This is a genomic window from Fluviicoccus sp., assembly GCF_030646115.1.
Classification (GTDB): domain Bacteria; phylum Pseudomonadota; class Gammaproteobacteria; order Pseudomonadales; family Moraxellaceae; genus Fluviicoccus.
On sequence record NZ_JAUSMX010000009.1, the window covers coordinates 275,211 to 288,489 of the forward strand.

Annotated in this window: 12 protein-coding genes; 9 read left to right on the plus strand and 3 right to left on the minus strand. The window is 60.1% G+C overall.

Annotation, left to right across the window (positions count from 1 at the left end; genetic code table 11):
- The first annotated feature begins 23 nt into the window (after nt 1-23).
- From Q7T36_RS07040 to Q7T36_RS07050, 3 genes are all read left to right on the plus strand, one after another.
- Nucleotides 24-1,175: an acyl-CoA desaturase gene (locus Q7T36_RS07040; RefSeq protein WP_304845715.1), complete on the plus strand. Its 1,152-nt coding sequence runs from the start codon at nt 24-26 to the stop codon at nt 1,173-1,175.
- Nucleotides 1,168-2,259, plus strand: a complete 1,092-nt coding sequence (locus Q7T36_RS07045; RefSeq protein ID WP_304845718.1) for a flavin reductase family protein — start codon at nt 1,168-1,170, stop codon at nt 2,257-2,259. Before Q7T36_RS07040 ends, Q7T36_RS07045 begins: the two co-directional genes overlap by 8 nt.
- A gap of 201 nt (nt 2,260-2,460) precedes the next feature.
- A complete protein-coding gene (locus Q7T36_RS07050; RefSeq protein ID WP_304845721.1) occupies nt 2,461-4,053 on the plus strand; it encodes a hypothetical protein in 1,593 nt (530 codons plus the stop codon).
- On the opposite strand, the gene Q7T36_RS07055 is transcribed toward Q7T36_RS07050, so the two are convergent.
- From Q7T36_RS07055 to ylqF, 3 genes are read right to left on the minus strand one after another with little or no spacing between them, the layout of a single operon-like run.
- A complete protein-coding gene (locus Q7T36_RS07055) occupies nt 4,050-4,853 on the minus strand; it encodes a DUF2059 domain-containing protein (protein ID WP_304845724.1) in 804 nt (267 codons plus the stop codon). The two genes, Q7T36_RS07050 and Q7T36_RS07055, sit on opposite strands and share 4 nt — an antisense overlap.
- 15 nt (nt 4,854-4,868) lie before the next feature.
- Entirely contained in the window at nt 4,869-5,750 is an 882-nt protein-coding gene (locus tag Q7T36_RS07060) for a LysR family transcriptional regulator (RefSeq protein WP_304845727.1), read from the minus strand.
- A 3-nt stretch (nt 5,751-5,753) separates the two neighbouring features.
- A complete protein-coding gene (ylqF, locus tag Q7T36_RS07065) occupies nt 5,754-6,689 on the minus strand; it encodes a ribosome biogenesis GTPase YlqF (protein ID WP_304845730.1) in 936 nt (311 codons plus the stop codon).
- Between the two features lie 206 nt (nt 6,690-6,895).
- Between ylqF and leuC the strand changes: the two genes are divergently transcribed.
- The 6 genes from leuC (at nt 6,896) to Q7T36_RS07095 (ending at nt 12,983) form a co-directional block, all read left to right on the plus strand.
- On the plus strand, nt 6,896-8,314 hold the full coding sequence (gene leuC / locus Q7T36_RS07070; RefSeq protein WP_304846583.1) for a 3-isopropylmalate dehydratase large subunit: 1,419 nt from the start codon (nt 6,896-6,898) through the stop codon (nt 8,312-8,314).
- 13 nt (nt 8,315-8,327) lie between these two features.
- The gene (leuD, locus tag Q7T36_RS07075; RefSeq protein WP_304845733.1) at nt 8,328-8,975 is read left to right on the plus strand and encodes a 3-isopropylmalate dehydratase small subunit; all 648 of its coding nucleotides are present in this window, start codon (nt 8,328-8,330) and stop codon (nt 8,973-8,975) included.
- 49 nt (nt 8,976-9,024) lie between these two features.
- Nucleotides 9,025-9,354 (plus strand): hypothetical protein, encoded by a 330-nt coding sequence (locus Q7T36_RS07080; protein WP_304845736.1) that lies wholly within the window; start codon nt 9,025-9,027, stop codon nt 9,352-9,354.
- A 21-nt stretch (nt 9,355-9,375) separates the two neighbouring features.
- Nucleotides 9,376-10,449 carry a 3-isopropylmalate dehydrogenase gene (leuB, locus tag Q7T36_RS07085; protein WP_304845739.1) on the plus strand — a complete coding sequence of 358 codons (1,074 nt, stop codon included), beginning with the start codon at nt 9,376-9,378 and terminating at the stop codon, nt 10,447-10,449.
- 271 nt (nt 10,450-10,720) lie between these two features.
- Nucleotides 10,721-11,827 carry an aspartate-semialdehyde dehydrogenase gene (asd, locus tag Q7T36_RS07090; protein WP_304845742.1) on the plus strand — a complete coding sequence of 369 codons (1,107 nt, stop codon included), beginning with the start codon at nt 10,721-10,723 and terminating at the stop codon, nt 11,825-11,827.
- Nucleotides 11,828-11,981: 154 nt separating this feature from the next.
- A complete protein-coding gene (locus Q7T36_RS07095) occupies nt 11,982-12,983 on the plus strand; it encodes a zinc-binding dehydrogenase (RefSeq protein WP_304845745.1) in 1,002 nt (333 codons plus the stop codon).
- Nucleotides 12,984-13,279 lie beyond the last annotated feature (296 nt).

Consider the following 13,279-nt stretch of genomic DNA (forward strand, 5'->3'; position numbering starts at 1 on the left):
AGAAACAGTTCAGAAACCCGACCATGACCGAAACCCTGGCGCCCCGGACGGCCAACGTCCCCGTCACGTCCCCGACTGATGCCCTGTATGACCAGATTGAACAGGAATTCGAGGCCATCAAGACCCGCCACCGCCAGCAATTAGGTGAGGCGGACATCGCGTATATCCGCAGTATCCGCCGCAACTCCCGCATCGCCGAAGTGGCGGGGCGGGGATTGCTGTGGCTGGGTCGCGGGCCGCTGAGTTTCGTGGCGGGAACGGGTTTGGTCTGGCTGCACCGCAATCTCGAAGCCATTGAGATCGGGCACAACGTCCTGCACGGTCAGTACGATTATTTCCCGGAAATCCCGGAATTCCATTCGCACAACTTCAAGTGGAAGGCCCCGATTGACGAGGAAGCCTGGCGGCGCGAGCACAACGCCATGCACCACGTCCATACCAACGTCTACGAGAAGGACCCGGATCTCAATCACGGCATCCTGCGCACCAACGACAAGACGCCGTGGAATCCCTCCCATCGCTTTCAGGTGCCGATGTACCTGCTGGCGGCCTATCCGACCATGCTCTACCGCTTCAATGCGCAGAACCTCGGATTTTCCCAGGAGTACAGGGCGGAAAACTTCCCCTTGGGCAACGAAGGCTACGCCATGGTCGATACCGGCGGCGCCAGTGTGGCTGAACGCGAAAAGCGGCACCTGCGTTCCATCATGCGGGTGATGGTGAAGGAATACGGTGTATTTCCGGCGCTGGCCGCCCTGACGGGGCGTTCGCCGCTGCGCGTACTGGCGGGAAATGCCATTGCCGATGTCGTCAATAATTACTGGATCGGTCTCACCATCCAGGCCACGCACTTCACCGAGCCCTTGCAGCCTGAAGACGCGATTGACCACAAGGGGCGCTGGTATTTGTCGCAGCTGGAGTCCTCGGTGAATTTCAAGGGCAGCCGCCGCATGAGTATTCTTTGGGGCCACCTGAACTACCAGATTGAACACCACCTGTTTCCGGACATTCCCTCGCACCGTTATCCGGACATGGCGAAGGAAGTGAAGGCGGTCTGCGCCAAACATGGCATCACCTACAAGTGCAACCCGAGTTGGGGCAAGGCCATCCGCAATTATGTGAAGGTGTTGTGGAAGTATTCTTTCCCGAACCCGGCGGGAGAGAACCATGCTTGAGTTGCTGAAAACACGCGCCAATGTCTGGGCGCTGCAAACGCTGGGTCGGGATCGGCTGGACTATCTGGCCTCGAACACCATGACCGTGGTCAACCGCAAGGTCAATGACTTCCTGTGGACCTATGAACTGAAGGCGGTCTGTACGGCCGTGCGCGATGAAGCGCCGGGCGTGAAGACTTTCACCCTAATGCCGAACCAGCATTGGCAGGGCATGCAGGCCGGACAATATGTGGATGTGACCATTGAGGCCGACGGCCAGCGCCTGACCCGCTGCTACAGTCCGGCGGCTGTGGACGGTTCAATCAGCATTACCGTCAAGCGCACCGCCAATGGTTGGGTGTCCGGCTGGATGCATGACTGGCTGCGCCCCGGCTGCGTGGTGGGCCTCAGCCAGGCGCAAGGCTGCTTCCGTTATCGCGGTCAGGACAAGCTGCTGTTTCTTTGTGCCGGTTCCGGTATCACCCCCGTTCACGCCATGGTTGCGTCGTTGCTGCAGGCGGAGCAGGTGCCGGACATGCAGTTTCATGCTTGCTTCGGCAAGGCGGAAGACGTGATTTTTGCCGATGTCCTGCGCCGCTGGCAGCGCCGCATGCCGGTTGACATCGCCCTGAGCCGGGAGACGGCGGAGGGGTATGTCACGCCGTTGACCGTGGAGAACTTCGAGCAACGCTATCCCGATTTCCGCGAACGCGACATCTACCTCTGCGGCCCGTCCGGTTTCATGGACGGTATGGTGAATGTGCTGACGGAACTGGGTTACAACCTGGGCCGGCTGCACACCGAACGCTTCACTTTGGTGGATAACGGTGGCGCCGGTGAATACGACTTCCAGGCTGCTCCGCCGGAAATCCGTTTCAATCACCTGAATCTGAATGTGCAGTTGACGGCGGAAGATCGGGGCCTATCCTTGCTGGAAGTGGCGGAGCGTCATGGTGTACCGCTGGAGTCCGGTTGCCGCAAGGGTATGTGCGGCACCTGCAAACTGACGTTGAAAGACGGCAAGGTGAGCGGCAACACCTTGGGTGGTGCGGTTTACCTGTGTACTTCCTATCCGGATTCGGCCAGGGTGGTGCTGGACGCCTGAGCCGTCCACCGCCGGGTCGGGAGAGTCGCACATCTTCCGACCCATTCACGTCAAGTCACCCTTTCCCCCCGTCGTCAAATCCTGAATAATGCGTCCATAAATCCAACAATAACCTGAAGCCGCCTTGCTCCCCATGAAAAACGTCTTGAACCCTCTTGCCTGCCAAATACGCTTGCCAGCGTGTCGTGAGTTTTTTTCGAGATGAATGCAGCCTTGAAAATCCTGCGCGATTCCGAGGGGCGTCTCTTCACGCTGGAAAACCTGCGTGACGAGGATGACGACGGGGTGGTCAGTTCGCTTGCCGGCGAGCCGGCGCTGGAGGCGCGGATCTTCCGGACCTTGCCCGATGCTTCCGCCCAGTTCCGGCTCAAGGCCATGGTGCTGGGTAGCGATGAGGCGTTGGCAGAAGTAGCACTTTGGCCGAACGGCCTGCTCCATAACGACCGTGATGAGGTGACCGGCTATTTGATGCCGGTCCGGACCGGCTTGGGGACGCTGGCCGATCTGCTGGACACAAAGCTGTCGAAGCGGGTTTTCCCCAACGGTGATTATGCCTTCCGGGTGAAGGTGGCGCGGCATCTGGCTTTGGCAGTACAGGTGATCCACGAGCATGACCATGTGCTGGGTTATGTTGATCCCGCGGCCATCGATGTGCTGGCGGACGGCACTATCCGCCTGATGCATGGTCATCGCTTCCAGATTCATGCCTGGAACAAGGTGTTTCCGGCCCGTCGGGGGCCGTCGGAATATTGGCCGCCGGAAGTGCAGGGCGAAGATACCACCCAGCCCCGCACCCGCGATCAGGATCATTTTGCGCTGGCTGTGCTGGTCTACCAGGTGCTGATGATGGGCGAGCATCCCTTTGCCTTTGTCCATGCTGACGGTTCATCCCCGACGCTGGAAACGGCGATTGCCGCCTATGCCTATGCCCACGATGAGGATGCCGCGCAAAACGGCATTGCACCCTTGCCGGGAAGCCTGCCGGTCAACCTGTTGTCCTTGGATTTGCATAACGCCTTTTCCCTGACTTTCGCGCCGCTGGTGGGGGTGGACAGCCGTCCCCGCGCCGAAGGCTGGGCAGAATGGCTGCGTCGTTTCGGCAAGTCACTGCTAACCTGCGCGGGGGCGGCATACCACCAGTACCGGGAGGGCTTGCCTGCCTGTCCGTGGTGCGAGCGGCTGTCGCGCGACCGGATCAGTTATTTTCAGCCCGATGATGCCATCCTGAACCCGCCGCCGGACAACACCCCGGCGTGGGAGCCGCTGGCTAAGGCAATTGCAGACCTCAAGAGCCTGCCGCCGGTCACAGTCATCGAGCCTTCCGTCCGGGTGACGGGTCGTCCGCTGGTATTGGCAGCCGAGCAGCATCCCACGCTGGCGGGCCGGTTGTGGCATCAGGTTTTCAAGATGATACTGGAGTGGGTTTTCCGGTTTTCTCCGGCAACGCGTCGCTCGGTCTTCAAGGAGGATCTGGCTTTGCGGCAACAGCAGTGCGAGCAGGCGAAACAGCTGATGCAGTCTGCGCGGGAGAGCTTCGCACGCAGCCCGGAGGAACAGGCGTTCCAGTCAGCCTGTGATGATGCGCTGGCCATTTGTGGCGCATTTTCCTCCGCAAGCAGCATCATCATCGACGGCGATGCCCAAGTCATGCGGCGGCGCGGCCTGCAGGCGCAACTGGAGCGTTTGTCGGTTGAGCGTGAGCAAGTGCTTCAAGGGCGCGAAGCCCGTGAGGCCGCCTTTCGCGCTGCCTGGAAATCCTGGAAGCAGGCGGAGGCCGATCTGGCCGTCTTTTAACCGCCGCTGCTGGTGCGGATGCTGCCCACGCACTCCGGCAGGCCGGGTGCAATCGCCTCCGCCACCCGTAGCCCGAAATCGGTGCCGATTGTCGCCAAAGCCTCCACCCGAGCTTTGAAATAACGCTGGCCCACCGGGCCCTGCGCAAACTGCAGGTATGCCTGCAACTCTTCCGCCGTCAGTCCACCGTAGAGGTTGGCCAGTGAGCGCCGCACCTGTCGGCTCATGAAACCCACCCGGTTGCGCTTGGCGATGTTCAATCCGATGTGTGAACCCGGAATCTGCATCAGCGCCAGGCAATCATAGGTGTCCAGCCGTTCAATCAGGGCGTTGGCGCTGGCCATGAAAACGCCGGTGAGGGCCTCGTTCAACTGCACAGCCTTGAGCAAGGTTTGGGTGTCCGCACTGTTGGCGGCATTGGCCGGAGCATTGATGCGCTCCCGGAAACTGCTTTCCGCCTTCAGCACCAACTGTCCGGCGGGTGACTGATAGAAATCAATGACGGCCTGCATGTCCTCAGCGCTCAGGGTGCGGGACAAGGCTTGCTGAAGCTGGGTGTCGGTGAAGGGGTTGTTGATGGTGGCCTGGATGGTGTCGCGGACTTCGTCCAGAAAGCGCTGCGGAATCCATACCTTGACTTCCGGGTCGTACAACGGCGCTTCAAGATAGTACAGCGGGGTACGGAACTGGCTGGCCTGTAACAGCTGGGCGGCATTGGCTTTCGGGACTGGCGGTGGCGTTGGAACGGACTGGCAGGCGGCCAGTAACAGCACGGGCAGGGCAAGCAGGATACGCCGCATGATGGATTATTCTCGTTAAATGGCGGAGTTGCGGTGCAGGCGCAGCATGTCCAGCATGGCCCCGGCTGCGCGCGACAAGGTTCTGCGCGGATGATACACCACCCCCAGGCTGCGATGCATTTCCACCCCGGACAGCGGCAGCACCACCATGTCTTCATTGGCCATGCTGGCGGGCAGCACGCTCCAGCCCAGGCCGATGGAGACCATCATGCGGATGGTTTCCAGATAGTTGGTGGCCATGGTCACGTTAAGTTCCAGATGTGACTCCTGGAACAGGCGGGCGGCAATCTGGCGGGTAAAGGTGTTGAGCGAAGGCAGGATGGCGGGGTGATGCGTCAGGTCCTGCAACTGTACGCCGGGATTTCCGGCCAGCGGATGATCGCGTCCGGCGACAAAGGCCAGCGGATCGTCCCAGATTTCCTCGGCCAGCAATCGGGCATCCGGCACCGGCGGCAGGGTGACGATGCCCAGTTCCAGCTCACCGCTCAGCACTGACTCATACGCTTCCTCGGAGTCAATGAACTGGATGTCGAGGCGAACGTCGGGATAAAGCTGCGAAAACCGCCTCAGTGTCGGCGGCAGGCGGTGCAAACCGATATGATGCGAGGTACCGATGCGCAGCACGCCGGTAATGGGGCCGCTGAGGTCGGCGATGCTCTTCCGGATGTCGTCGAAGTCCAGCAGCCACTGCCGGGCGCGCGGCAGCAGCGCGCGTCCGGCCTCGGTCAGCTGCACGCGGCGGCCGACACGGTCAAACAACTGCACCCCCAGTGATTCCTCCAGGTTGCTGACCCGCTTGCTGATGGCGGGTTGGGTCAGGAACAGGCGTTCGGCCGCCTGCGAGAAGGATTCGGCGCGGGCGACTTCGATGAAGGCGAGGACGTCAGCGGTGTTCATCCGTTAGTCCCGATGCCGGGGCTGATCCCCCAACGGTTTCTGCTTTCTGGCCGCTTCTTTAGCCGCCTTCTCCGCCCGTTTCTGTTCCACAATCACCAGCTCCCGCTCAACCATCTCCGGCGTTTCCATGGTGACGCGGCCGATGATGACGTTGCGCAGCTCCTGCAACAGGATATTGGAAATCTTGTGAAAGTCGATATGGCCGCCGCTGCCCAGGCAGCCGCGCTGGCGGCCGATCATTTCCAGGAAGTCCACTTCGCCCTCAGGCAGCTCCTCCAGCTTGAAGCGCTCCTTCATCTGTTCGGGATACGCCTTCATCAGGAAGCCGACGGTAAACACCGCTACGTCGTCTGCGCTCATCGCAGTTTCCTTGATGGCGCCGGTCGCCGCCAGCCGGTAGCCGCTGGGCACGTTCTCAATCTTCGGCCACAGGATGCCGGGCGTGTCATACAGCAAAATGCCGTTGTTGAGGTTGATACACTGCTGGCCCTTGGTGATGGCCGGCTCATTGCCGGTCTTGGCGATCTGCCGGCCTGCCAGGATGTTGATGATGGTGGACTTGCCAACGTTGGGGATGCCGGTGATCAGCACCGTCACATTGCCCAGCGCATTTTCCTTACCCTTGAGGATGTTCTTGATCAGGCCAATAAGGCTGCGGATCTGTTCGGGCCGTTGCGAGGTCACGGCAATCGCCTTCACGCCCTGCTGCTTTTCCCAATGTGCCTGCCAAAGCGGGGTCACGTCCGGGTCTGCCAGGTCGCTCTTGTTCAGCAGGCGGATCCACGGTTTCTTGCCGCGAAACTGCTCGATGACCGGGTTGGAGCTGCTGTAGGGGATGCGGGCGTCGACGATCTCGATAATCAGGTCGACCTTGGGCAGCAGTTCCTTGATCTCGCGGATCGCCTTGTTCATGTGGCCGGGGAACCAGTTGATGCTCATGGTGGACGCCTGATGTGATGAGATTAGAAAGGGGCACTATTCTACCTGTTCCGGTGTTGCTTGGGGGATGTTCGAGACTGACGCTGGTGATTTGGATTCCATAATTCTATCAAATCCATAAAAATTATAAAATTGTGTTATCTGATGCTTTCCCCCAAAATCGGCTCATCACCCAAGCACAGTCAGGGGAACGCACCATGAGCACCATGAGCACCAAGACACTCTACGACAAATTGTGGGATGACCACCTCGTCACGCAGCGCGACGACGGCTCCTGCCTCATCTACATCGACCGCCAGTTGCTGCACGAAGTGACCAGCCCGCAAGCCTTTGAGGGCCTTAAACTGGCCGGCCGCCAACCATGGCGGCTCGACGCCAACATCGCCACGCCTGACCACAACGTGCCCACCGATACCGAGGAGCGCACACACGGCATCGCCGGCATCAAGGACGAAACCTCGCGCATCCAGGTGCAGACACTGGATGACAACTGCAAGGAATTCGGCGTGGTCGAATTCGACATCTTTGACGAGCGTCAAGGCATCGTCCACGTGGTCGGTCCGGAGCAGGGCCTTACCCTGCCGGGCATGACCGTGGTCTGCGGCGACTCGCACACCGCCACCCATGGCGCGTTTGCCTGTCTGGCGCACGGCATCGGCACCAGTGAAGTGGAGCATGTGCTGGCCACGCAATGCCTGGTGCAGAAGAAGTCGAAGAACATGCTGATCCGCGTCAACGGCCAACTGGGCGACGGCGTGACGGCGAAGGACGTGGTGCTGGCCATCATCGGCCAGATCGGCACGGCGGGCGGCACCGGTTACGCCATCGAGTTCGGCGGGCAGGTGTTCCGTGACATGAGCATGGAAGGGCGCATGACCGTCTGCAATATGGCTATTGAAGCCGGGGCGCGTGTCGGCATGGTGGCGGTGGACGAAAAGACCATCGAGTATTTCCGTGGCAAGCCGTTCGCCCCCAAGGCAGATCAGTGGGACGCCGCCGTCGCCTACTGGCAAACGCTGGTATCCGATGAAGGCGCGCATTTCGATGCCGTGATCGACATGGACGGCGCTGCCATCGAGCCGCAAGTGTCCTGGGGCACCTCGCCGGAAATGGTGGTCCCGGTGACCGCCACCTTGCCAGCGCTGGCCGACGCCGCCGATGCCGTGCAGCGCAACTCCTGGGAACGCGCCTACCAGTACATGGGCCTGACCCCGGAAGCGCCGGTCACCGCGATCAAGCTCGACCGCGTGTTCATTGGTTCCTGCACCAACTCGCGCATTGAGGACTTGCGTGCCGCCGCTGCGGTGATCAAGGGCCGCTCCGTGGCTGCCTCGGTCAAGCAGGCGATGGTGGTGCCGGGCTCCGGTCTGGTGAAGAAGCAGGCCGAAGCTGAAGGGCTGGACAAGATATTTGTCGCGGCCGGATTCCAGTGGCGCGAGCCGGGTTGCTCGATGTGCCTGGCCATGAATGCCGACAAGCTGATGTCCGGCGAACATTGCGCTTCCACATCCAACCGCAACTTCGAAGGACGTCAGGGCAACGGCGGCCGCACCCACCTGGTCAGTCCGGCCATGGCGGCGGCGGCGGCGATTGCCGGCCACTTTGTTGACGTACGTCATTTCTGACAGGAGCACGACCATGCAAGCATTTACCGTTGTCACCGGCTTGGCGGCTCCGCTGGATCGCGCCAACGTCGACACCGACCAGATCATTCCCAAGCAGTTTCTGAAGTCGATCAAACGCACCGGCTTTGGCGTCAACCTCTTTGACGAATGGCGCTATCACGATGAGGGTTATCCCGGCCAGGATTGCTCCAAGCGCCCGGTCAACCAGGATTTCGTGCTCAACCAGCCTCGTTATCAAGGTGCGAAGGTCTTGCTGGCCCGCCAGAACTTCGGTTGCGGTTCCAGTCGTGAACACGCGCCGTGGGCGCTGGATGAATACGGCTTCCGGGCCGTCATCGCCTCCAGCTTTGCCGACATCTTCTTCAACAACTGTTTCAAGAACGGCTTGTTGCCGGTGATCCTGCCGGAAGAGCAGGTGGATATCCTGTTTCAGGAATGCGTCGCGACCGAGGGCTACCAGCTCACTGTCGATCTGGAAAAGTTGCAGGTCATCCGTCCCAATGGTGAAGCCTTCGGTTTCAGTGTCGACAACTTCCGTCGCCATTGCCTGCTTAACGGACTGGATGATATTGGGCTAACCTTGCAGGTAGCTGAGGATATCCGGGCTTTTGAAGCGAAGGCGCTGCAATCACGCCCCTGGGTATTCAATTCGTTGCGTTGATACCGGGGCAGGCGGGTTACTGTCGTCCCGCCTGCCATGGAGAAAGAACATGAATCGTCATTTCGGAATCATCCTGTGCCTGTCAGGCCTGCTATTACAGCCGGTTTGGGCTCTTCCCAATCAGGGGGGGCGCATCACCGAAAAACAGGTCGGCGGGCTGATTTGCCTGGGCGGCCAGTTGCCGGAGCATGACAATGCGCCGATCACGGTCGTGGCCATGCTGGCCGAGATCGCCGGGAACCGCTACAAGATTATGGTCAAGCAGGTGGTCACTGACCAAGTGCTGGAAAGTGGCGGTGTGGTTCTGGGAGACACTGTATATCGCAAGGGGGAAGTTAAATGGGTGGATATCCCCGGCTGGACCCTTTGCCCGAATTAACCAGATTATCTTGAGATTGTTATGAGCAAGCATATTGTCATCCTCTCCGGCGACGGCATCGGTCCGGAAATCATGGCTGAAGGCGAAAAAGTCCTCGCCAAGGTCAATGAACGGTTCGGTCTCGGCCTCAGCTGGAGCCATGAACTGCTGGGCGGCTGCGCCATTGACGCCCACGGCGTTCCGCTGCCCGACCAGACCCTGGAAGCCGCCCGCAAGGCCGACGCCGTGCTGCTGGCCGCCGTCGGCGGCCCGAAGTGGGACACCATCGAACGTTCCATCCGTCCGGAACGCGGCCTGCTGAAGATACGCTCCGAACTGAACCTGTTTGCCAACCTGCGTCCGGCCATCCTTTATCCGCAACTGGCTTCCGCTTCCAGCCTGAAGCCGGAAATCGTCGCCGGTCTGGATATCCTGATTGTGCGTGAACTGACCGGCGGCATTTATTTCGGCCAGCCGCGCGGCGTGCGTATTCTGGAAAACGGCGAGCGTCAGGGCTACAACACCGACGTCTACAGCGAAAGCGAAATCCGCCGCATCGCCCACGTCGCCTTCCAGCTCGCCATGCAGCGCAACAAGAAGGTCTGCTCGGTCGACAAGGCCAACGTGCTGGAAGTAACCGAACTGTGGAAGGAAATCGCCACCGAAGTCGGCAAGGAATACCCGGAAGTGCAACTGTCGCACATGTACGTCGACAACGCCGCCATGCAACTGGTGCGCAACCCCAAGCAATTTGACGTCATCGTCACCGGCAACCTCTTCGGCGACATCCTCTCCGACGAAGCTGCCATGCTCACCGGCTCCATCGGCATGCTGCCCAGCGCCTCGCTCGACCAGCAGAAGAAGGGCATGTATGAACCCTGCCACGGTTCCGCCCCGGACATCGCCGGCAAAGGCATTGCCAATCCCCTTGCTACCATCCTCTCGGTTGCGATGATGTTGCGTTACACCTTCAACGCCGGTGAAGCTGCAGAAGCCATCGAAGTTGCTGTCGGCAAGGTGCTGGATCAAGGTTTGCGTACAGCGGATATCTGGACCGAAGGCACCAGGAAAGTCGGGACGAAGGAAATGGGCGAAGCGGTTGTTGAGGCGCTCTGAATAGCTTTAATGCCGTCCGCAGCCAACTGTTTGAGCCACACGCACTGGAAAAATTCGCCGGTAGCGAGGTGGTGAAAACGAAGTTGATCGAATGCGAGTTTTGGCGCAGGACACGGTTTTGCCTACTTTTCCCAAGAGAAAAGTAGGGCCTGCGGCAGGCGGATGACAAGCATCCCGTTAACTGCCCGGGTACACATAAACAAAAGGCATGTTCGATGAAGAGGGTGCACGCAGTGCTCCCCTACGAATGGCCCAAAACGAGGAAATCAAAATGCGAGTAGGTCTGGTAGGCTGGCGCGGCATGGTCGGCTCCGTCTTGATGCAACGCATGGTCGAAGAAAACGACTTCGCCCACTTTGAACCCTATTACTTCACCACCAGCAGCGTTGGCGGCGCTTCCCCGTCGTTCGGCGGAAAAACCGCCCCCGCGCTGATGGATGCCAAGGACATTGACGCCCTCAAGTCCATGGACGTCATCCTCACCTGCCAGGGCGGCGACTATACCGGCGAAGTCTTCCCCAAGCTGCGCACCGCTGGCTGGACCGGCTACTGGATCGACGCGGCATCGTCCCTGCGCATGGAGGATGACGCCATCATCGTCCTCGACCCGGTCAACCTGCAACTGATCAAGGACGGTGTCGCCAAGGGCGTCAAGAACTACATCGGCGGCAACTGCACCAACTCCATCATGCTGATGGGCATGGGCGGCCTGTTCCACACTGGTCTGGTTGACTGGGTCAGCTCCATGACCTATCAGGCGGCCTCCGGCGGCGGCGCCAACCACATGCGCGAACTGCTGAAGGGCATGGGCGTCATCCACTCGGCTGTGGAAGCCGAGCTGGCGACCCCGTCTTCCGCTATCCTCGACATCGACCGTAAGGTGGCCCAGTGCATCCGCGAAGACGTGCCCACCGAATTCTTCGGCGCACCGCTGGCGGGCGGCCTGATCCCCTGGATCGACAAGCAACTGGACAACGGCCAGTCCAAGGAAGAGTGGAAGGGCCAGGCCGAGGTCAACAAGATCCTCGGCACAGCCAGCACCATCCCGGTGGACGGCCTGTGCGTGCGTATCGGCGCGATGCGTTGCCACAGCCTGGCGCTGACCGTGAAGCTGAAGAAAGACCTGCCGCTGAGCGAGATCGAGTCGATCATCAAGTCCGGCAACCCGTGGGTGAAATGGGTGCCGAACGACCGCGAAATCTCGGTCAAGGAACTGACCCCGGCCTCGATCACCGGCAAGCTCGATATCGGCGTCGGCCGCGTGCGCAAGCTGAACATGGGTCCGGAATACATTTCCGCCTTCGTGATCGGCGACCAACTGCTGTGGGGCGCCGCCGAGCCTTTGCGCCGCATGTTGCGCCTGTTGATCGCCGCCTGAGCGATTTGCATGCGAGAAAGGGCGTCCCGGTGACGCCCTTTGTTTTTGTCCTCCTTTCACGCTTGATTTCCAGCACCAAACTCCCCAATCTTCCTGCACGATCCATCCCGGCGCAGACAGGCCGGAATTTTCCATGTTATCAGCAGGATTGCCCATGAAAGCTCTCGTACTCACCAGCAAAGAAGAAGGCGTTGTCTTCAATTCCGACTATCCCATGCCTGAAGCCGGTCCCGGCGAAGTACTGGTCAAGGTCAAGGCCGCCGCGCTCAATCACCGCGATGTCTGGATTACCAAGGGCATGTATGCGGGCATCAAGTATCCGACCATTCTGGGTTCCGATGGCGTTGGCGAGGTGGCAGCGGTGGGCGAGGGCGTGGACGACGCTTTGGTCGGCCAGGACGTCATCATCAACCCGAACGTCGGCTGGGGCGACAATCCCCGTCACCAGCTTCGCTCTTACAGCATCCTAGGTCTGCCGAAGGACGGCACGCTGGCCGAGTTTGTCGTCGTCGGAGCTGACCGCGTCCGCGCCAAACCCGCCCATCTGCTGATTGAACAGGCTGCCGCGCTGCCGCTGGCAGGTATGACCGCTTATCGCGCCCTGTTTGGCCGCGCCGGTCTGCAACCGCACGAGAAAGTGCTGATCAACGGTGTTGGCGGCGGTGTGGCGCTGTACGCCCTGCAGTTTGCCGTGGCCTGCGGTGCGCAGGTCTATGTCACTTCCGGCAGCGAGGACAAGATATCCCGCGCCATCGCCATGGGCGCCAATGCCGGGGCCAATTACAAGGAAGAAGGTTGGCAAAAGGCGTTTGCCAAGGCTCACGGGGAAATGGATGTGATCATCGACAGCGCCGGCGGTAATGGCTTTGCCGCGCTGGTGGATCTGGTGGCCTTCGGCGGACGCATTGCCTTTTACGGCGGCGGACAGGGCAACATCAACAACCTGAATCCGCAAAAGCTGTTCTGGAAACAGGCCAGTATCCTGGGTTCCACCATGGGCAGCGACCGGGAATTCTCGGACATGGTGGATTTTGTGGAGAAGCACCGGATTACGCCGGTCGTCGACAGCGTTTATACACTGGAAAACGGCAAGGCAGCCTTTGAACACATGGCCAACGGCGCTCAGTTCGGCAAGATTGTCATCAACGTCGGCTGACGCCCTGCGGTCGATAAAAACGGGCTGTTTTTGAACAGCCCGTTTTTGTTTGGATGGCTCCGGACGGAAGGACAAAGCCCGTTGATATCCCCGCATTCGCCGGACAAATGTCCAGCTTTTGGCATTCTTCAATAAAAAAGGGCCGAAAGTCCTTTAGTGATTGCGGGTTACAGAAGCCTTGTGATAAAAAACAGTAAAAATTTGCAGACATTGACGGGCAAGCCGCCGACAGTGTCGCAGGGACAATCCCTGCCAACTTCAAGAATAACCAGCAAAGGAAACACACAATGGTTTTG

Coding starts and splice junctions, on each gene's coding strand:
- Q7T36_RS07040 (WP_304845715.1), top strand. CDS start 24: ATGACCGAAACCCTGGCGCCCCGGACGGCCAACGTCCCCGTCACGTCC.
- Q7T36_RS07045 (WP_304845718.1), top strand. CDS start 1,168: ATGCTTGAGTTGCTGAAAACACGCGCCAATGTCTGGGCGCTGCAAACG.
- Q7T36_RS07050 (WP_304845721.1), top strand. CDS start 2,461: ATGAATGCAGCCTTGAAAATCCTGCGCGATTCCGAGGGGCGTCTCTTC.
- Q7T36_RS07055 (WP_304845724.1), bottom strand. CDS start 4,853: ATGCGGCGTATCCTGCTTGCCCTGCCCGTGCTGTTACTGGCCGCCTGC.
- Q7T36_RS07060 (WP_304845727.1), bottom strand. CDS start 5,750: ATGAACACCGCTGACGTCCTCGCCTTCATCGAAGTCGCCCGCGCCGAA.
- ylqF (WP_304845730.1), bottom strand. CDS start 6,689: ATGAGCATCAACTGGTTCCCCGGCCACATGAACAAGGCGATCCGCGAG.
- leuC (WP_304846583.1), top strand. CDS start 6,896: ATGAGCACCAAGACACTCTACGACAAATTGTGGGATGACCACCTCGTC.
- leuD (WP_304845733.1), top strand. CDS start 8,328: ATGCAAGCATTTACCGTTGTCACCGGCTTGGCGGCTCCGCTGGATCGC.
- Q7T36_RS07080 (WP_304845736.1), top strand. CDS start 9,025: ATGAATCGTCATTTCGGAATCATCCTGTGCCTGTCAGGCCTGCTATTA.
- leuB (WP_304845739.1), top strand. CDS start 9,376: ATGAGCAAGCATATTGTCATCCTCTCCGGCGACGGCATCGGTCCGGAA.
- asd (WP_304845742.1), top strand. CDS start 10,721: ATGCGAGTAGGTCTGGTAGGCTGGCGCGGCATGGTCGGCTCCGTCTTG.
- Q7T36_RS07095 (WP_304845745.1), top strand. CDS start 11,982: ATGAAAGCTCTCGTACTCACCAGCAAAGAAGAAGGCGTTGTCTTCAAT.